The organism is Synechococcus sp. BSA11S, assembly GCF_014224355.1.
Lineage (GTDB): Bacteria > Cyanobacteriota > Cyanobacteriia > PCC-6307 > Cyanobiaceae > Regnicoccus_A.
In genome coordinates, this window is the sequence record NZ_VNWP01000003.1 from 172,321 (window position 1) to 191,011 (window position 18,691).

The 18,691-nt window shown below is 67.6% G+C and carries 19 protein-coding genes; 16 read left to right on the plus strand and 3 right to left on the minus strand.

Features of this window, described 5'->3' with window-relative positions:
- Positions 1-92 precede the first annotated feature (92 nt).
- The 7 genes from FPZ61_RS04135 to FPZ61_RS04165 all read left to right on the plus strand — a co-directional run bounded on the left by FPZ61_RS04135 (position 93) and on the right by FPZ61_RS04165 (position 8,352).
- The gene (locus FPZ61_RS04135) at positions 93-3,125 is read left to right on the plus strand and encodes a phycobilisome rod-core linker polypeptide (protein WP_185465094.1); all 3,033 of its coding nucleotides are present in this window, start codon (positions 93-95) and stop codon (positions 3,123-3,125) included.
- Between the two features lie 441 nt (positions 3,126-3,566).
- On the plus strand, positions 3,567-4,052 hold the full coding sequence (locus FPZ61_RS04140) for an allophycocyanin (protein ID WP_185465095.1): 486 nt from the start codon (positions 3,567-3,569) through the stop codon (positions 4,050-4,052).
- A gap of 40 nt (positions 4,053-4,092) precedes the next feature.
- Positions 4,093-4,581: an allophycocyanin subunit beta gene (gene apcB / locus FPZ61_RS04145; RefSeq protein ID WP_185465096.1), complete on the plus strand. Its 489-nt coding sequence runs from the start codon at positions 4,093-4,095 to the stop codon at positions 4,579-4,581.
- 35 nt (positions 4,582-4,616) lie between these two features.
- Positions 4,617-4,817 carry a phycobilisome linker polypeptide gene (locus tag FPZ61_RS04150; protein WP_185465097.1) on the plus strand — a complete coding sequence of 67 codons (201 nt, stop codon included), beginning with the start codon at positions 4,617-4,619 and terminating at the stop codon, positions 4,815-4,817.
- Between the two features lie 178 nt (positions 4,818-4,995).
- A complete protein-coding gene (locus tag FPZ61_RS04155; protein WP_185465098.1) occupies positions 4,996-6,252 on the plus strand; it encodes an FtsW/RodA/SpoVE family cell cycle protein in 1,257 nt (418 codons plus the stop codon).
- A 52-nt stretch (positions 6,253-6,304) separates the two neighbouring features.
- Positions 6,305-7,033 carry a cytochrome c biogenesis CcdA family protein gene (locus tag FPZ61_RS04160; RefSeq protein WP_185465099.1) on the plus strand — a complete coding sequence of 243 codons (729 nt, stop codon included), beginning with the start codon at positions 6,305-6,307 and terminating at the stop codon, positions 7,031-7,033.
- Positions 7,030-8,352: a cytochrome c biogenesis protein ResB gene (locus FPZ61_RS04165; RefSeq protein WP_185465100.1), complete on the plus strand. Its 1,323-nt coding sequence runs from the start codon at positions 7,030-7,032 to the stop codon at positions 8,350-8,352. The genes FPZ61_RS04160 and FPZ61_RS04165 overlap by 4 nt, the downstream gene beginning before the upstream one ends.
- Here the strand turns inward: FPZ61_RS04165 and queF are convergent.
- Positions 8,324-8,731: a preQ(1) synthase gene (gene queF / locus FPZ61_RS04170; protein WP_185465166.1), complete on the minus strand. Its 408-nt coding sequence runs from the start codon at positions 8,729-8,731 to the stop codon at positions 8,324-8,326. The two genes, FPZ61_RS04165 and queF, sit on opposite strands and share 29 nt — an antisense overlap.
- Before the next feature lie 346 nt (positions 8,732-9,077).
- On the opposite strand from queF, the gene FPZ61_RS04175 reads away from it, so the two are divergent.
- The 3 genes from FPZ61_RS04175 to FPZ61_RS04185 all read left to right on the plus strand — a co-directional run bounded on the left by FPZ61_RS04175 (position 9,078) and on the right by FPZ61_RS04185 (position 9,995).
- Positions 9,078-9,305: a DUF4278 domain-containing protein gene (locus FPZ61_RS04175; protein WP_185465101.1), complete on the plus strand. Its 228-nt coding sequence runs from the start codon at positions 9,078-9,080 to the stop codon at positions 9,303-9,305.
- A gap of 88 nt (positions 9,306-9,393) precedes the next feature.
- On the plus strand, positions 9,394-9,627 hold the full coding sequence (locus FPZ61_RS04180; protein WP_094554774.1) for a hypothetical protein: 234 nt from the start codon (positions 9,394-9,396) through the stop codon (positions 9,625-9,627).
- Positions 9,628-9,656: 29 nt separating this feature from the next.
- The gene (locus FPZ61_RS04185; RefSeq protein ID WP_006171995.1) at positions 9,657-9,995 is read left to right on the plus strand and encodes a P-II family nitrogen regulator; all 339 of its coding nucleotides are present in this window, start codon (positions 9,657-9,659) and stop codon (positions 9,993-9,995) included.
- An 87-nt stretch (positions 9,996-10,082) separates the two neighbouring features.
- Here the strand turns inward: FPZ61_RS04185 and FPZ61_RS04190 are convergent, their stop codons facing one another.
- Positions 10,083-10,937, minus strand: a complete 855-nt coding sequence (locus FPZ61_RS04190) for a TlyA family RNA methyltransferase (protein WP_185465102.1) — start codon at positions 10,935-10,937, stop codon at positions 10,083-10,085.
- Between the two features lie 57 nt (positions 10,938-10,994).
- On the opposite strand from FPZ61_RS04190, the gene purB reads away from it, so the two are divergent.
- Positions 10,995-12,290: an adenylosuccinate lyase gene (purB, locus tag FPZ61_RS04195; protein ID WP_185465103.1), complete on the plus strand. Its 1,296-nt coding sequence runs from the start codon at positions 10,995-10,997 to the stop codon at positions 12,288-12,290.
- 46 nt (positions 12,291-12,336) lie between these two features.
- Here purB and FPZ61_RS04200 read toward each other — a convergent pair whose 3' ends face one another.
- Entirely contained in the window at positions 12,337-15,087 is a 2,751-nt protein-coding gene (locus FPZ61_RS04200; RefSeq protein ID WP_185465104.1) for an RNA helicase, read from the minus strand.
- A gap of 140 nt (positions 15,088-15,227) precedes the next feature.
- Here FPZ61_RS04200 and FPZ61_RS04205 point away from each other — a divergent pair, with 140 nt between their 5' ends.
- The 5 genes from FPZ61_RS04205 to FPZ61_RS04225 are packed head-to-tail and all read left to right on the plus strand — an operon-like array spanning position 15,228 to position 18,688.
- Positions 15,228-16,418, plus strand: coding sequence for an aminotransferase class I/II-fold pyridoxal phosphate-dependent enzyme (locus tag FPZ61_RS04205; RefSeq protein WP_370593363.1), 1,191 nt, complete (start codon positions 15,228-15,230; stop codon positions 16,416-16,418).
- Entirely contained in the window at positions 16,415-17,113 is a 699-nt protein-coding gene (locus tag FPZ61_RS04210) for an alpha/beta hydrolase (protein WP_185465106.1), read from the plus strand. Before FPZ61_RS04205 ends, FPZ61_RS04210 begins: the two co-directional genes overlap by 4 nt.
- Complete coding sequence (locus tag FPZ61_RS04215; protein ID WP_185465107.1) at positions 17,113-17,901, plus strand: methyltransferase domain-containing protein; 789 nt, start codon at positions 17,113-17,115, stop codon at positions 17,899-17,901. Before FPZ61_RS04210 ends, FPZ61_RS04215 begins: the two co-directional genes overlap by 1 nt.
- A complete protein-coding gene (bioD, locus tag FPZ61_RS04220) occupies positions 17,898-18,536 on the plus strand; it encodes a dethiobiotin synthase (RefSeq protein WP_185465108.1) in 639 nt (212 codons plus the stop codon). Before FPZ61_RS04215 ends, bioD begins: the two co-directional genes overlap by 4 nt.
- Positions 18,533-18,688, plus strand: a complete 156-nt coding sequence (locus FPZ61_RS04225) for a hypothetical protein (protein ID WP_185465109.1) — start codon at positions 18,533-18,535, stop codon at positions 18,686-18,688. The genes bioD and FPZ61_RS04225 overlap by 4 nt, the downstream gene beginning before the upstream one ends.
- The last annotated feature ends 3 nt before the right edge of the window (positions 18,689-18,691 follow it).

Consider the following 18,691-nt stretch of genomic DNA (forward strand, 5'->3'; position numbering starts at 1 on the left):
GCAGGCGACGGTCCGCTGCAAACATTTGTTCATGCGAAGCGGGAGGGCAGGAGCTCAGCCGTAACGTGACTTCGCCCGGTACACGCCCGTTCATGACCGTGACCGCCAGCAGCGGCAGCACCAGGGTCAGCCCCCAGCTCTACGACACCCTGCCGCTCTCGAGCGTCCGTCAGGCGGAGCAACAGGATCGTTTTCCTGAGAAGGGTGAGCTTGAGACCCTCCTCACCTTCTATCGGAGCGGCACGGCCCGCGTTGAGGCGGCCCGGCTGATCTCCGCCAATGCCGACGTAATCGTTGCCAAGGCCGCCAACCGCATCTTCGCCGGAGGCACCCCGCTCTCCTACCTCGATGCGCCCCTGACCCCGTTCAACGTGGGTGCTCTGGAGAGCGAAATCCTGGCCAGCGACCAGGTGGCTGCGGCCACCTCCGTGCGCACCTTTGCCCAGGGCAGTGGTGGCACGGGTCTGCTCGGCCGAATTCTGGAAGGCGTGCAGGCCGATGCCGATGTGCGGGTGGTGCTCCCCCCCGGTTTCACCCCGATCAGCGTGGCGCGCTACGGCACCGAGCGCATGCGCAAGTCGCTGCGGGACATGGGCTGGTTCCTTCGCTACGTGGGCTACGCCCTGGTGGCCGGTGATCCCAGCATTCTTGCGGTGAACACCAGGGGGCTTCGGGATGTGCTCGAGAAGGCCTGTTCCCTGGCCGCCACCAACGTGGCCCTTCAGGAAATGCGCGCCGCCGCCGCCAACCTCTTCAGCAAGGAATCGGAGTCGCGTCAGCTCGTCATCGACTGCTTCAACGTGCTGCTCAAGGAGCTGGCGGTTCCCACCCCCTCCGCCCGCCAGCGCCTGGGCAGCCCTGAAAACCAGGGTCTGCAACTCCCTGCCATTTATGCCCTGGCCGCCGAATCCCGCCAGCGCTTCGTGATGAAGCCCGGCCTCTCCGGACGGGAGAAAGCCGAGGTGATCCGCGCCGCCTATCGACAGGTTTTCGAGCGCGACATCGTCAAGGGCTATTCCCAGGTGGTGGCCCCCGTGGAAGCCACCCAGGTGGCCCAGGGCCAACTGCCGATGCGGGAATTCATCCGTGCCCTGGGGCGCAGCAAGGAATACCGGCGCCAGTTCTACGGCCGCTTCTCCAACAGCCGTGTGGTGGAGCTGGCCTTCCGCCATTTCCTTGGCCGAGGCGTGAGCACGATTGAGGAGTTCCGTCGCTACTTCGCCATCGTCAGCCAGCAGGGCTTGCCCGGCCTGGTCGACTCCCTGATCAACACCCAGGAGTATGCCCAGACGTTCGGGGAAGAAACCGTTCCTTACCTGCGCGATCTCGGCGAAGAGGCTCAGGAAAGCGCAGGCTGGGGATCCAATCGCAAACTGTTCCGCTTCAGCGCTCCTTTCGAAGGCGCCCCGCAGTACATCACGCTCTATGCCTCCTACGGCCAACCACTGCCTGACCAGCACGCCTACGGCGGCGGCAACGATCCCCTGGGCCTGACCTACGGAGCCATCTTCCCGTCAGGAACGGCCTCGGTGGCCACCCGGCCGGCCCCCTTCAATTACGACACCCGCAGGATTCTGGTGGGCAACGGCATGGCCGAACCCGGTCAGATGGACAGTCCCCAGTTCCGGGCCTCCGCGCCCCGGCGGGTCGGTCCCAAGGTCGTGAGGTTGCAGCAGATCGCCACAGGTGGTGCCTCGGTGCCCCGCCGCGGCGGCCAGCCCAGCATCCGCGGCACGGAATCCAGCACCCAGGCGGTGATCAGGGCCGTCTACGTGCAGGTGCTCGGGACCACCGGCTACGCGGGTGAGCAGCTGAAGGTGGAAGAGATCAAACTCGAGAACGGCGACATCAGCCTGCGCGAGTTCATTCGCCAGGTGGCTCGTTCTGCCGCCTTCCGCCGCCGTTACTGGTCGAATCTCTACATCACGAAGGCGATCGAAGTGATGCACCGTCGCCTGCTCGGGCGACCCACCTTCGGCCGGCGTGAAATCAACGGCTACTTCGACACGGCAGCTCGCCTGGGTTTCTACGGCGTTGTCGACGCCATCCTCGAGAGCCCCGAGTATCTGGCGGCCTTCGGCGAGGACACCGTCCCCTACGAACGTTTCGTCACCCCCGCCGACCTCAATGCCCGAAGGGTCCCCGCTCTGCGGCGCAGACTCGACCCTTCGGCCATTCCCGACCTCACTCCGGTGACCCGTCCGCAGGTGGCCTCGGGCAGCAGTTTCCGCGGCAGTGGTGACCTCACGCCGCGCAACCTGCCGGACCGCCGTCTGCGCCAGGTGGTCGGGGGCTGGACGGCCCGTTTCGCCGAGGGTGAAGAAGGACCGGCAAAGCCTCAGGGCAGCACACCCCAGAGCCTGCGTCAGCCTCCTGAGCCCAGCCGCCGCTGGAGCGTCTCCCCAACGAAACCCGCCGGCACCCCTTCCAGGGGCTGGAGCGCCAATGTGGGCGACTCAACCGGCGTGACGGCCACCTCCTCCCGCGGAAGGATCGTTGGGGGCTGGAGCGCTCAGGTCAGCGCCAATGGCTTCAGCGCAGCCGTGGCTCCCCAGCCTGGAGCGGCCATGGCCAAGGCCCTTGATGGGGCTCGTCCCCAGGGCTTCAGCCGCCGCCGCAGCCTTGGTCAGCCGGTCATGCTGATGCCCGAAGCCGATGAGGCCTCGCTGCAGCAGGTGATCGAAGCCACCTACCGGCAGCTGCTGAACCGTGTCCCCCTCGCTGCTGAACGCCTCAGCGATGCCGAATCGCAACTGCGTGACGGCCGCTTAGCGGTTTCGGAATTCGTGGCGGTGATCGCCGGGTCCGATCTCTTCCAGCAACGGCTCAACCGGATGGCCCCGCTTCGGGCCGCTTCGGCGGCCTACCTGGCCCTGCTGGGCAGAGCCGCCCAACCCAAGGAAGTCAGCCTCTATCTGGCCACCCGGGGCAAAAAAGGGCAACAGGCCGCCCTCGACGACCTGCTCTCCGGCAAGGAGTACGCCAACCGCTTCGGGCGGGACACCGTGCCCTACCTCAGGGGCATGGGCACCGAAGATGGCATTCCCCTGGCCACGGTGAATCGCACCGCTCTCCTCTATGCCGGGAACGCCGGACTGACGCCTCCCCCACGCGGAGCCATCTGATTGCCTGGTGGATGGATCCACCAGGAGGTGGATCCCCGGATTGTCTTGATCAACCCCGGGCAAAAAAGTCCGGGGATTTTTTAATCAGAACATGATTTCCAAGAACGCATCCTGAATGACGAATTAACCTGGGAAGCCACAGGAAGGCTGCAAAGCGTTAACAAACTACGCAGGCTTCCCTTAGCCGCACGCTCCTCCAGAGTCATTGCCAGCCAAGGGGTTTGGCAAAATCCGACCGCCGTGAAGAACTGTTACCGGCCCCGGGAGGGGTGGCCCCCTCTGCCGCAGAATGACTCGGCGGTCGGCAAGCCTGATCGCCAGCCCACTCTCCCCAGCGAACCGTTGGCGTTCACGTCAACGAAGTGAAGGAGCGAGGGGCATCCCTTACCCACCGGATATCGGTCTCCATTACGGCGACCGCTTGCTTCGAGGCAGAACTGCATGAGCATCGTCTCCAACTCGATCATCAACGCGGACGCCGAAGCCCGCTACCTCAGCCCTGGCGAACTCGACCAGATCAAGTCCTTCGTAGCCGGCGGTCAACGCCGTCTGCGGGTGGCTCAGGTCCTGGGAGAGAGCCGCGAGCGCATCGTGAAGCAGGCCGGCGGCGCCCTCTTTCAGAAGCGACCCGACCTGATCTCTCCCGGAGGCAATGCCTACGGCGAGGAAATGACGGCCACCTGTCTCCGTGACGTCGACTACTACCTGCGCCTGGTGACCTACGGCGTCGTAGCCGGTGACGTCACCCCGATCGAAGAAATCGGCATCATCGGCGCCCGCGAGATGTATCGCGCACTCGGCACTCCCCTGGAGGCCATGGCCGAGGTCGTCCGTGAGCTCAAGAACGCCTCCATGGGGCTGCTCACCGGAGCCGACGCCGAAGAGGCAGGCTTCTACTTCGACTACGTCATCGGCGCCCTCTCCTGAGGCTTCGCCTCTCCTTGCCCCCCGCCTCTTCACAGGACACATGCAAGACGCGATCACCAACGTCATCAACCAGTCCGACGTTCAGGGTCTCTACCTGGACGACTCTTCGATCGGACGGCTGGAGCAGTACTTCTCCAGCGGCGAGCTCCGTGTCCGCGCTGCGGCCACCGTCGGTGCCAACTCGGCAGCGATCATCAAGGAAGCCGTCGCCAAGACCCTGCTCTACTCGGACATCACCCGTCCGGGCGGCAACATGTACACCACTCGTCGCTATGCCGCCTGCATCCGCGACCTGGACTACTACCTTCGCTATGCCACCTACGCCATGCTGGCCGGTGACACTTCGATTCTCGATGAGCGGGTGCTGAACGGGCTCAAGGAGACCTACAACTCCCTGGGTGTGCCCATCGGCGCCACTGTCCAGTCGATCCAGGCCATCAAGGAAGCTGCAGCTTCGCTGGTGGGTCCAGACGCTGGTCGTGAACTCGGCACCTACCTCGACTACATCAGCTCCGGCCTGGGCAACTGATCCCAACCCAACGCCCCACCCGCGAGGATCACCACATGCGCCTGTTCAAGATCACGGCCTGCATTCCCTGCCCTGAAAAGGTCAGGAGTCAGCGGGAACTGCAGAACACCTTCTTCACCAAGTGGGTGCCCTACGAGAGCTGGTTCGCTGAACAGCAGCGGATCATGAAGCAGGGGGGCAAGATTCTCAAGGTTGAGCTCGCCACGGGTCGTCGTCAGATCAACGTCGGCAACTGAAGGCTGAACGGGCTCCGGTGAAGTCCAACACGATCGCCTTGATCCATGGCCTTCACGTCCCAATCCAGCTGAGCCCGGCCCTGGCCGGGCTTTTTTTTGTCCCACCCCCCTTTCCCCAAGCCTGCGTCCACGGCTGAATGGGGAACGGCACGCCCTGCGCCAGTTTTTGCCGGCCACCATGAACCGTCGCTCCAGGAGCCCAGCCAGTCCACGTGCCGGAAACCCGGGAGCAGCAGCGGAGGCGGCCCAGGGGCCGCTGCACCTGGCCTGGGCCCAGTGGCCAGCCGAAGCCAGGTTGCTGCTGGTGATGGTGGCGATCTGGTGCCTGGCTGGGCTGCTGATCCTGGGGTCAGCCAGCTGGTGGGTGGCGGCCCGCGAGAACGGGGATCCCGCCTTCTACATCAAACGCCAGGCGATCTGGTTGATGGCCAGCTGGGGGCTGCTGTGGCTGGCGATGCGCACCTCCCTGCGGCGCTGGCTGCGGTTGGCAGGACCGGCCGTGCTGATCGGCGGCGTGCTGATCGCCGCCACCCTGGTGGCGGGCAGCACGGTCAATGGAGCCAGCCGCTGGCTGGTGCTCGGACCGATCCAGATTCAGCCCTCCGAATTGGTCAAACCCTTCGTGGTGCTGCAGGGGGCCTCCCTCTTCGCCCACTGGAAGCGCATCGGCCTCGATCAGAAAATGCTCTGGCTGGGCACCTTTGCAACCCTGCTGCTGTTGATTCTCAAGCAGCCGAACCTGAGTACGGCCGCCCTGACGGGCCTGCTGCTCTGGTTCATGGCCCTGGCGGCCGGTTTGCCCCTGGTCTCATTGCTGGGCACCGCAGCGGCAGGAGGGGCCCTGGGTTCCGCCAGCATTCTGGTGAATGAATACCAGCGCCTCCGGGTCGTCTCTTTCCTCAACCCCTGGCGGGATCCCCAGGGGGACGGGTATCAGCTGGTGCAGAGCCTGCTGGCGATCGGCTCAGGAGGGGTCCTGGGGGAGGGATTCGGCCTCTCGACCCAGAAGCTGCAATACCTGCCGATCCAGTCGACTGATTTCATCTTCGCGGTCTTCGCCGAGGAGTTCGGCTTCGTGGGCTCGATGGTGGTGGTGCTGTTCCTGATGTTGTTCGGCTTTGTGGGCCTGCGGGTGGCCCTGGGCTGCCGCAGCAATCAGCAGCGCCTCGTGGCCATCGGTGCCACCACCCTGCTGGTGGGCCAGTCGATCCTCAACATCGCTGTGGCCAGCGGATCCATGCCCACCACTGGCCTGCCGCTGCCCATGATCAGCTACGGCGGCAACTCACTGCTCGCCAGCCTGCTCACCGCCGGCCTGCTCATCCGCTGCTCGCTGGAATCCCGCGGCTTAGAGAGTCGGCCGAGCCGCAGCCGCCGCCAACGGGGCGGTGAGGCCCGCGCTGGGGCCGGCCCCGACCCTGCCCCGATAGGCTGAATCTCCCTCCCGAGCGACGGGCCCGCCGCCGTCCGGGACCATCAGGACAAGGATGAACGGCTTCGGCCTGCCCCTTTCGGATTTGGCCCTCTGGAGCGAGCAGCTGCTTCAGAACTCCCTCTCGGCACCCGGTCCTCTCACGGTCACCATGGTGTTCGGTGCCGGCTTGCTCACCAGCCTGGGGCCCTGTTCGCTCTCGCTGCTGCCGATCACGGTGGCGTACATGGCCGGCTTCTCAAGACCGGAAGCGCCGGGGCGGCCCTGGCAGCGCAGCTTCAGTTTCGCGGCGGGAATCGTGGCCGCCCTGGTGGTGCTTGGTGGCACCACCTCCCTGCTTGGGCGGCTCTATGGCCAGGTGCCCGGCTTCATTCCCACCGTGGTGGCCCTGCTGGCGGTGCTGATGGGCCTCAACCTGCTCGGACTGGTGCCCCTCTCCCTGCCGGCGGGTCCTGATCCCGAGCTATGGCGCCAGCGGGTGCCCGCTCCCCTCGCCCCGCTGGCAGCGGGGGCCGCCTTCGGCCTGGCGGCCAGCCCTTGCACCACACCGGTTCTGGCCGTTCTGCTGGCCTGGATTGCCCAGCAGGGTCGCCCGCTGCTGGGCATGCTGCTGCTCACCTGCTTTGGGGCTGGTCAGGTCATTCCCCTGGTGCTGGCGGGGTCAGCCGCGGCCACGATGCCCCGGCTGCTTGCCCTGCGTGAACGCAGCCGCTGGATCCCCCCGATCAGCGGCGCGATTCTGCTCGCCAGCGGTGGTCTCACCCTTCTGGCCCGGCTGCCATGAAGACCCTCAGCCGTCTGGCTGGCTGGATCTCGGATCTGCGCCTGGCCATCGGCCTGCTGCTGGTGATCGCCCTGGCTAGCGGCCTGGGCACGGTCATTCCCCAGCAGGAGGCCGCCGAGGTGTACCACCAGGCTTACGACAGCAAGCCCTGGCTCGGGCTGCTCGATGGCGCCGGGATCCTCAACCTGGAGCTGGATCATGTCTACGCCAGCCGGTGGTTCCTGGCTCTGCTGGCCTGGCTGGGCCTGTCGCTGGTGCTGTGCAGCTGGCGACGCCAGTGGCCCGCCCTGCAGGCTGCCCTGCGTTGGATCGACTACCGCTCTCCCCGCCAGCTGAGCAAGTTGAGCCTGGCCGAATCCCTGCCCAGTGCCCAGCCCATCGCCGACCTCGACGCCCTTGCTCAGCTGCTGGAAAGCCAGCGCTGGCAGCTGAAGACCCAGGGTGATCGGCTGGCGGCCCGACGCGGGATTCTGGGCAGAGTTGGGCCCCTGCTGGTCCATGCCGGTCTGGTGGTGCTGATGGTGGGAGCCTCATGGGGGGCGCTGGCCGGCCAGCGCCTGGAGCGTTTCCTCGCCCCGGGCCACGACCTTCAGCTCCTCAACCAGCGTGGTCAGACCCAGATGACCCTGGCGGTCGACGCGTTCCGGATCGAGCGGGATCCTGCCGGGCGGCCCGAGCAGTTCCGTTCCGAGCTGCGCCTGCTCGATCCCGACGGTGAACCGCTGCAGCACAGCCAGATCAGCGTGAACCATCCCCTGCGCTTCCGGGGAATGACCGTGTACCAAGCCGACTGGTCACTGGCGGCGATCACCGTGCAACTGGGGCGCAGCCCCTTGCTGCAGCTTCCCTTGCGCAGCCTCCCCGAGCTGGGGGAGCAGGTGTGGGGCCTGGCCCTGCCGACCAGGCCGGACGGCTCAGAGCCCGTGCTGCTGGCCCTCAACAGCGAGATGGGACCGGTTGATGTGTACTCGGCCCAGGCCCAGCTGATCGGCCAGATCACCCCTGGGGGCGAGGCCCTGGAGATCGCTGGTCTCCCCCTGAAGGTGGTGGAAGTCATGCCCGCCAGTGGCCTTCTGCTCAAACGGGATCCGGGAGTCCCCCTGGTCTATGGCGGTTTTGCCATTGCGCTGCTGGGCGGCGGCCTGAGCCTGATCGCCACCCGACAGCTCTGGGCCATTGCCGACAGTGATCAAGGCCAGCTGCACGTGGGAGGCCTCTGCAACCGCAACCTCACGGCCCTGGCCAACGAACTGCCACTGTTGCTCGAGCACCTGCGTTCAGGCGCGGGCCTCAGCAGTCCTGCCGCTGGCCGTGGCTGACCCTGATCACGGTGTGCACGTTGCCACGGGGATTGAAATCGGCTTCCAGCTGCATCCAGACCGGCTTGGCGGCGGCCACCAGTTCATCAAGGATTCGGTTGGCCACCTCTTCATGGGAGATGCTGCGGTCGCGCCAGCTGTTGACATAGAGCTTGAGGGCCTTGAGTTCGAGCACGCTCGGTCCTGGCTGATAGATCAGCCGCAGCACAGCGAAATCGGGGTAGCCGGAGAACGGGCACTTGCAGGTGAACTCCGGCAGCTCGATCGACACCTCGTAGGCGCGGCCCCGGCGGGGGTTGTCGAAGCAGATCAGCGGTGCCTCCTCGCTGATCAGTCGCTCTCCGTAGCGCGGGCTGATGGTGCCCTCCTGGGAATCCATGCCGGCTGCGGCGCGACCTGTGGCCGTAGCGGTGGCGGCGGCAGTGGCAGTGGCGGTGCTGGAACTGGAAGGGGATGGCATCGGTGGTGGAAGGAGGAGAGAGGACGTGGCATCGATCGTAGGAACGCTTAATTCGTGAAGATTGCCGAAGGAAGCCCGTTTTTGTTCTCAATGGACAGCTGGACTGGCTAGAAGTAACTTGAAGGACAAAACGTTGGACACCTTTCGGAGAGGTCCCTGGCCCTCCTGTCGGAAGTAGCCCCCGCGAGGCGAAGCAACGCTCCTTCCCACGAAGCGACACCGAGCCCATTGGGCCAGTGAACTCCATCCCTTCGAGGACCCAGTCATGTCCACAGACCAACTTGTCTACCGCGGCGTCCACTACGCCATGCCCCAGCATCAGCAGTTCCCCAGCGTCGAACCGGTGGAGCACGTGTACCGCGGTGTTCACTACCGCGTGCCGCTGAAGCATGAACCCCAGCCGGTCGATGAAACCCTCGATCTTCACTACCGCGGGCACATTTATCACCACCACCACCACCAGCAGGCCCAGCGCGATCTGCAGGAAGGCTGAGGCCCGCCAGCCTGACAGCCCGTAGCAACAGCTACGTCGAAGCCCTGCGCACTCAGGCCTAATGGCCCCAGTGCGCAGGGTCTTCCTTATGGACCTCCTCCTCGCCAGCAGTCATGGCGGCTTTCGCCTCAAGCCCCAGTCAGCTCTGGGGATGGTCTGGCTGCAGACCCACTTCGACGATGCCGTGTGGTCCCATCTGGCCACCGGCAGGGTTCAGGTGAGTCCAAGCTCCGCCGATCGGCTTTGTCAGGATGCCCTGTCCGCAGGGCTCCGGGTCAACCGCATTCCCAACCTTTCCCTTCCTCTCAGCGATCCTTCCTGAGAGACTTGATCCGAACCATTGGAGACTCCATGAAAAAAGTTGAGGCCATCATTCGCCCTTTCAAGCTTGAAGATGTCAAGGTAGCTTTGGTCAATGCCGGCATCGTTGGCATGACGGTGAGTGAGGTCCGCGGCTTCGGCAGACAGAAAGGCCAGGTGGAGCGCTACCGGGGCTCTGAATTCACGGTGGAGTTCCTTCAGAAACTCAAGCTGGAAGTGGTGGTAGACGACGACCGCGTCGACACCGTGGTGACCGCCATCCAGGATGCAGCCCGCACCGGGGAAATCGGAGATGGCAAGATCTTCATCAGTTCCGTGGGCACCGTGATCCGCATCCGCACCGGCGATCGCGATAGCACCGCGATCTGAGTTCGGCGGCCAACCACCGCTTCTGCATCGTCAACCGGAGATCCAAACGGGTCTCCGGTTTTTTGTGCTCAGCCAGCTTGGTTGTTCTCAGCCACCCAGGAGGGTGCGGCTCACCAGGTCACTGATCGATTCCGGTGTCAACGGGTTTCCAGCCTTCAGGTTGCCTGCCAGCGGAGCCTCACCACCTGACTCAGGCATCGAGCACAGCCAGAGCAGGTATTCGTGATTGCCGGCGGGGCCGGTGATCGGGGAAGCGATCAGGCCGCAGGGACGCCAGCCAAGCGCTTCGGCGGCGCTGATCACGGCCGTGATGGCATCAGCATGGGCGACGGGATCGCGCACCACCCCGCCTTTGCCAACCCGCTCGCGACCCACCTCGAACTGGGGTTTCACCAGCAGCACGGCTTCGGCGCCCCTGGGCTGCAGCAGGGCCCGCAGGGCCGGCAGCACCAGGGCCAGGGAGATGAACGAGACGTCGGCCACGGCCAGATCCGGCCAGACATCATCGGGGCCGTAAAGCTGCTCGGGGGTGAGGCGGCGCAGATTGGTGCGCTCGCGCAGCACCACCCGCGGGTCGGTGCGCAGGCTCCAGGCGGTCTGGCCGTAGCCCACATCGATGCCGTAGACCCGCGCGGCGCCGTGCTGGAGAAGGCAGTCGCTGAAGCCGCCGGTGGAGATCCCGCCATCGAGGCAGACGCGGCCCTGAACCTCCAGGGGGAAGGCCTCCAGGGCCGCCACCAGTTTCTCGCCACCGCGGGAGACGAAGCGAGGCGGATGGCTCACCTCGGGCCTCAGCTCCGCCGGCACCTCCTGACCGGGCTTGTCGAGTACCCGGTCGCCGCTGCGCACCCGCCCGGCACGGATCAACTGCTGCGCCTGCTGACGGCTGGCGGCCAGGCCCAGCGCCACCAGATGCTGATCGAGCCGCTGCTTGCCTGCCATCGGGATCCCGTTGGGGTCGACCCATAGATTGACCAGGACGTTGCCACGCGCTGGCCCTTGATCGAGCGTTACACCCTGCCCGAGATGGGCAGCCTCTGGAGCGAAGAGGCGAAGTTCCAGAGCTGGCTGGAGGTGGAGATCGCCGCCTGCGAGGCCAATGCTCAGCTGGGTCGCGTCCCCCAGGAAGCCATGGCCGCCATCCGGGAGCGGGCGCGCTTCGAGGTGCCGCGAATTCTGGAGATCGAGGCGGAAGTGCGCCACGACGTGATCGCCTTCCTCACCAACGTCAATGAACACGTTGGTGAGGCGGGCCGCTACATCCACGTGGGCATGACCAGCTCGGATGTGCTCGACACCGGCCTTGCCCTGCAGCTGAAGGCGTCGGTGGCTGTCCTGCGGCAGGAACTCGATCAGCTGGGGGCCGCCCTGCGCACCCTGGCGGCGGAGCACAAGGACACGGTGATGATCGGACGCTCCCATGCGATCCATGGCGAGCCGATCACCTTCGGCTTCAAGGTGGCGGGCTGGCTGGCGGAAACGGAGCGCAACCGGGAGCGGCTGAAGCGGCTGGCCCAGGTGGTGGCGGTGGGTCAGGTGAGCGGGGCCATGGGCACCTATGCCAACACCGATCCCCGGGTGGAGGCCCTCACCTGCACCAGCCTCGGCCTGGAGCCCGACACCGCCAGCACCCAGGTGATCGCTCGCGATCGCCATGCCGAATACGTGCAGACCCTGGCGCTGGTGGGCACCTCGCTGGAGCGGTTCTCCACCGAGATCCGCAACCTGCAGCGCACCGATGTGCTGGAGGTGGAGGAGAACTTCGCCAAGGGACAGAAGGGAAGCTCGGCGATGCCCCACAAGCGCAATCCGATCCGCAGCGAGCGGATCAGTGGCCTGGCACGGGTGCTGCGCAGCTATACGATCGCGGCCCTGGAGAACGTGGCCCTCTGGCACGAGCGCGACATCAGCCACAGCTCGGTGGAGCGGATGATGCTGCCCGACTGCTCCTGCACGCTGCACTTCATGCTCCGGGAGATGACGGAGGTGGTGAAGGGTCTCGGGGTGTATCCCGAGAACATGAGCCGCAATCTGAACGTGTATGGCGGGGTGGTGTTCAGCCAGCGGGTGCTGCTGGCCCTGGTGGAGAGCGGCCTCAGCCGGGAGGAGGCCTACCGGATCGTGCAGCGCCACGCCCACGACGCCTGGAACCGCGAGGGGGGCGACTTCCGCGCCAACCTGGCCGCCGATCCCGAGGTGAGCGCACGCCTGAGCGAGCCCCAGATGGAGTCCTGCTTCTCCACCGATCTGCACCGCGCCCAGCTGGATGTGATCTGGGAGCGGCTGGGGATCTGAGACTGCCGGGTTGGACCTCCACGGCCCCATCGGCAGGGCCCACCGATCAGAGCGACTGACCAGCCGGGCGCTCCATGGCTGGGGTGGCTGAAGCCGAGGCCAGCAGATCGATCGACTCCGAAACCGGAAAACGGTTGATCGCCTGGAGTGCCTTGCGGGAGGTGGTACGCAGCTGCTCGCTGATCGCTTCGGCGTAGGGCACCTGCGCCAGCAGGTCGACGGTACGGCGCAGGATCCGAACCACATCGCCCTCATCAAGGGACGTGTTGGCGATCACGTCATTCCAGCTGCTGCCGCGGGCCCAGGCATGGACCAGTCCCATCAGCTCGGGCTCCCACCAGGCCGGCACCACCACCTGGGCCCGCTCCTGATGGCGCAGCAGCTCCCGGCGCAGGCCGCTCAGGTCGTGCAGGGCCTCCTCCGAGCGCGGCGGTGGAGGGAAGCCGCTCCAGAGATCAGGGCGGTTGACCTCGGTGCTGATGGCTTCAAACACCGCCGCCAGCTCGGCCGGGTTGAGCTCATCGAGGTGACCGCTCATCAGGGCCAGGCCCAGCCAGAGCTCGTTGTCGCCCCGCAGGGCCGCCACGGTACGGCCCACCTCGGTGGGCTCGAGGCCCTCAGGCCCGGCCAGGGCGCCGAAGGCGCGCAGGATCTCGATCAGGGCCAGGAAGGTGTCCCAGTGGCGATTGGCGCGGTGGTGCAGCAGGCGCTGGCGCTCCTCGATCTCGATGCCCAGTTCCTCCATGCGCCGTCGCTGCTTCTTGAGCTGGCGCCGGTCTCCCCAGCGATGGGCGGGATGCTGTTCCAGCTCCTCCTCCAGCTGCTGCACCAGCTCCGCCTGGCTGCGGACCTCTCCGGCCAGGTCGTACTGGGGGGTGTGCATGTCGTGGCGGCGGGCCATCGACGCCACCGCCAGAGCCAGGCCACCACTGGCGTTGTCGCCATGGCGAATCTCCCCGGCATGCTCCAGCCGGGGTGTCGCGATCGTCTCCACCTGCAGACAGCTGAGCTCGGCATGGAGGCTCACCACCGCATGGCAGGGGACCAGGATCCAGACGTTCTCGTCGGTGAGGCAGAGCAGCAGGGGGAACTGGCCGGAGCCCTTCTGCTTGGCCACGATCACCGCCGGCGTGACCCGCCCCCGCAGCTGGGGGGCCTTGAGGCTGACCAGGGCACCCTCGCTGGCGAACTGCAGCGCCAGGGTGAGCTCGTGGGCCAGGGTCTCCTCGGCCTGCTGCTGAAGGATGCGCTGGATGCGCCGCTCCTCCCGCAGCCGCTCCCGTTGCTTCTCGTAGACCTCGAAGTCCTCCCAGGGGATGTCGGCGGTGGGGCCCGCCAACTGGGCCAGCTGGGCGCGCAGGCCGGCGATCCTGGATTCGTCCTCGGCCAGATCCAGGGTGGCGAGGTAGCGCCCGAAGCTGCGTTCCACCAGCTGCTGGGCCTTGGTGAGGTCGTAGCGCTGCAGCAGGTTCAGCACCATCCCGTAGCTGGGAGTGAACTGGCTCACCAGTGGGTCGGCGGGGCTGGTGGCCAGCGCACCGGCCTCACGCACCCCCTCGAAGCGGCTCTGCACCGTGACGACATAGCCCTGCACATCAAGCCCCCTACGGCCGGCCCGGCCTGCCATCTGCAGGAACTCGCTGCCCATCAGCGGACGATGGCCCCGCTCGGTGCGCTTGGAGAGCGCCGAGATCACCGTGGTGCGGGCCGGCATGTTGATGCCCGCCGCCAGGGTTTCGGTGGCGAAGACCACCTTGATCAGCCCCTGCTGGAACAGCTCCTCGATCAGTTCCTTCCAGGCCGGCAGGACACCGGCATGGTGGGCGGCGATGCCGCGGGTGAGGGCCTCGGCGTGGCCGCCATCGCGCACCGCTTCGGGGGTGGCGGCCACGAAGGCATCAAGCCGCGCCACGATCCTGGCCTGCTCCTGCTCGCTCACCAGGCAGACCCGGCCCAGGTCACGCACCGCCTTGTCACAGCCGCGGCGGCTGAAGATGAAATAGATGGCGGGTAGCATGTCGCGCTCGGCCATCTGGGCCACCACGAAGGGGAGCGGAGCCGCCTCAGGCTGAGGGGGCCTGGGGCTCCGGCCCTTGCGACGTTCGCCCTTGGGGGCCCGCCACACCTTGCAGTTGGGGTGGAGGCCGGTGCCCTGCTCGTTGAGGAGGGGATGCAGGCCCTTGGCGCTGCAGAAACTGAAGGCCAGCGGCACCGGCCGGTGATCGCTGATCACCAGCGTGGTGGGCCCGTGCACCCGCTCGATCCAGTCGGTGAGCTGGCCGGCGTTGGCCACCGTGGCCGAGAGGGCCACCAGCTGCACGGGAGGCGGGCAGTGGATGATCGATTCCTCCCAGACGGTGCCCCGCTGGGAGTCATTCATGTAGTGGCATTCATCGAGCACCACCGCCTCCACATCGGCAAGCGGATCGTCGCCGCGATCCACCTCCGCGTAGAGCATGTTGCGGAAGATCTCGGTGGTCATCACCACGATCGGGGCGTCCCGATTCGTGCTCAGATCGCCGGTCATCAGGCCCACGCGATCGGCGCCGAACTGCTCACGGAAATCGCGCAGTTTCTGGTTGGAGAGAGCCTTGAGCGGAGTGGTGTAGAACACCTTCTGGCCGTGGGCGAGGGCCCGGTGGATGGCGTATTCGCCCACCAGCGTTTTGCCGGAGCCGGTGGGAGCACTCACCACCACCGAATGGCCCTGGTTGAGAGCATCAATCGCCTCCAGCTGGAAGGGATCGAGGGGAAAGGGAAAAAGCTGATCCAGGGCCGGAACATCGACCGGAACCATGGCCCCAAACGCGGCTGGACGCCCCCGAGCCGCCGCCGGATCAGGTGGAGCGTCGGAACCGGCGGTTTGCATCCTCCAATCCTATGGGCTGCTCAGCAAGCAGAGTGGAGGTCTGCAACTGCCCCGGCGGTGCCGCCCGCGTGCCCCCTGATCCGCTCGATACGATCAAGCAGGCTCTGAGCCGGCTCCCCGCCGAGCGGAGACGCTCTCTGCGCACGTTTCGTCCCGGTCCCGAGGCCACCCTGTTGCCTGGCCAGGCTGGCCGACCAGTGGGCCCCCTGCTTGATCTGGCCAGCAACGACTATCTGGGGCTCAGCGCCCACCCCAGCCTGAAGACGGCGGCGATGGCCGCGATCAACGGCGAAGGGGTGGGCTGCGGGGGATCAAGGCTCGTGAGCGGCACGCGTCCTTGCCACGACTCCCTCGAGGCGGCCCTGGCCCACTGGCTGGGGCGTGAGCGGGTGCTGCTCTTCCCCAGCGGCTTTCAGGCCAATCTGGCCGCGGTGCTGGCCCTGGCCGATCGCCGCAGCGACGTGATCGCCGACCGCCTGATCCACCACTCCCTGCTGGTGGGGATCCAGGCCAGCGGCGCCCGCCTGCGCCGGTTTCGGCACAACGATCTGTCCGACCTGCGGCGCCTGCTGGCGCGGGGAGCCCGCAGCGAGCCGGACCGGCGGCGGCTGGTGGTGAGCGAAAGCCTGTTCAGCATGGAAGGCACCAGTCCGGATCTGGCCGGGATCGCCGCGATCTGCCAGGAGTTCGGGGCCCTGCTGCTGGTGGATGAAGCCCACGCCCTGGGGCTGCTGGGCCCGGGGGGACGCGGGCTGGCCTGGGGCTTGACCGGGGTGAGTCTGGTGAGCGGCACCTTTGGCAAGGCTTTCGGGGCCGGTGGCGCCTTCCTCGCCGCCGATGGCCCCGTGGGCGACTGGTTGCTGCAAAGCTCGGGCGCCTTCCGCTACACCACGGCCCTGGCGCCGCCACTGGCCGCCGCGGCCCTGGCGGCACTGAGGCTGCTTGAGGCCGATCCAGGCCAGGGCGCCGCCCTGCACCGGCGCGCGCAGCGCTGGCGGGATGGCCTCGAGGCCGCCGGCTGGCGGCGCCCGCCCGGCGAGGGTCCGGTGCTGCCGCTGCACGTGGGCGACGACGCACTGGCCCTGAGCCTGCAAGGCAGCCTGGAGCAGGCAGGGCTGCTGGGAGTGGCGATCCGCCCACCCACGGTGCCGGAGGGAACCGCGCGCCTGCGGCTGGTGCTGCGCCGCGACCTCCCTAGAGGAAGCCTGGATCGCCTGCTCAACGCTCTGGCCGCCTGGCCCCACGCCCCCTCCCCATGAGCCGCCCTTGCTTCGAGCTGATCGCCATGCACGGCTGGGCCGGCGACAGCCGGGCCTGGCGCCCCTGGCAGCAGGCGGCGACCAGCCGGGGCTGGAGCTGGCAGAGCGGCGAGCGCGGCTACGGCCAGCTGGCGCCCCACACTCCCCGCTGGTTGGAGCTGGGCGGCCCCAGGGCGGTGATCGTGCATTCCCTCGGGTTGCATCTGCTGCCGGCCCCGGTGCTGGCCGAGGCGGAGGCGGTGGTGTTGCTCGCCAGCTTCGGACGCTTCATCCCCACCGGACCCGAGGGGCGGCGCTGGCGGCAGGCCCTGCGCGGCATGGACCGGCGCCTGGGGGCCGGCGACACCACCGCCCTGCTCGAGGAGTTTCTGCGGGAGGCTGCCGCTCCCGCGCCGGTGGAGCTGCTGCCGGAAGGACCCTCGTCGCGGGAGATGCCTGCCGAGGGGGTGGAGAGGCTGCGCCAGGATCTGCTCTTGCTGGAGCAATGCACCGCCGTGCCCTCCGCCTTCCCTGCCGGAGCCCGCACCCTGATCGTGGAGGCCGAGGCCGATCGGATCGTGGCGCCCGAGAGCCGCACGGCCCTGCACCGGGCGCTGCCGGCCGCCGAGCGCTGGGCCCTGCCGGGCATCGGCCACAGCCTGCTGGGCAGCGATCTGGTGGAGCCCGTCCTGACCTGGCTGGAGGACGCCCACTGATGGTTGTGCTCCAGTCCCCCCCCTCGATGGCCCAGCGGGTGCGGGTGGCCTTCAGCCGCAGAGCCCGTCACTACGACGCCGCGGCCAGCCTGCAAAAGGCCGTGGCCTGGCGGCTGGCCCGCCACTGCCGCGACCTGACCCTGCCATCCGGCCCCAGGGCCGATCTGGGGGCTGGAACCGGCCTGCTCAGCAGCGCCCTGGAGCAGCAACGCCCCGGGAGCACCCTGCTGCGGCTCGATGCCTGCGCGGCCCTGCTGGAGCAGGGCGAGGCCCCTGGAGCCAGGCTCCTCTGGGACCTCAACGACGGCCTGCCTGAAAGCCTGGGCGGAGCGGCCCTGCTGGTGTCGAGTTTCGCGCTGCACTGGCTGGAGAATCCCGCAGTCAGCCTGCGCCAGTGGTGCGACGCCCTGGGGCCGGGCGGCTGGCTGGCTCTGGCGGTCCCCACCGCTGGCAGCTTCCCCCAGTGGCGCCAGGCGGCCGCCGCCGCAGGCGTGCCCTGCACCGCCCTCGTCCTGCCCGAGGTGCGGCAGCTGCTGGCTGTGGTGGCGCCACGGCTGGACCTGCGACTGGGAGCACCGCTGCGCTTCAGCCAGAACGGCCCCAGCGGCCGGGCCCTGCTGCAGCGCATGCGGGCTGTGGGGGCCGGCACCACCGCAACCCCACCCCTGGGGGTCGGGGCCTGGCGGCGGATTGAGGCCCACTGGGCCGGGGGGCCGGGCGGCAAGCGCCTGAGCTGGGAGGTGCTGATGCTGCTCGGCCGAAAACCTCAGGGCAGGGCAGAGCGATGACCCGTCTGGTGGTCTGCGGCACCGACACCGATGTGGGCAAGACCGTGGTGAGTGCCCTGCTGGTGCAGGGGCTGAACGCCCACTACTGGAAGCCGGTGCAGTGTGGCCTCGAGGAGGGGGGCGACAGCGCCAGGGTCCAGGCCATGCTCGGGCTCACGCCCGCTGAAGCCACCCGTCGCCTCCTGCCGGAGGCCTACCGCTACACCCATCCGGTCTCCCCCCACTGGGCGGGTGAACTGGAGCAGCGGCCGATCGACCCAGAGCTTCTGAGTCTGCCCCAGGTCAGCGGACCCCTGGTGGTGGAGACCGCCGGCGGACTGCTGGTGCCCCTGCGCCTCGACTGTCTCCAGATCGGTCAGATCCAGCGCTGGGGCTTGCCGGTGCTGCTGGTGGCCCGCAGTGGCCTGGGCACGCTCAACCACACCCTGCTCTCGGTGGAAGCCCTGCGCCGCCGCCGGATCCCCCTGCTGGGGCTGATTCTCAACGGCCCCCCCCACCCCGACAACCCCCGCACCCTCGAGACCCTGAGCGGGGCGCCGGTGCTGGCCTGCCTGCCCCCCCTTCCCCGCCTTGAGCCCGGCACCCTGGCCGCTCAATGGCAGGCGAGCGGACTGGCCCGTAGCCTGGCCGGATGACACGAGGCAATCTGCTGATCAGCGCGTCTGTCGCCCTGCTCTGCGCCGGCATCCTGGTGCTGTTCACCGACGTGGAAATCGGGATGGTGCGCTGGTTCAACTGCGGGCCCTGGGCCACCGAAACGACCCGCCAGGAGAAGTGGTGCCGCTGATGC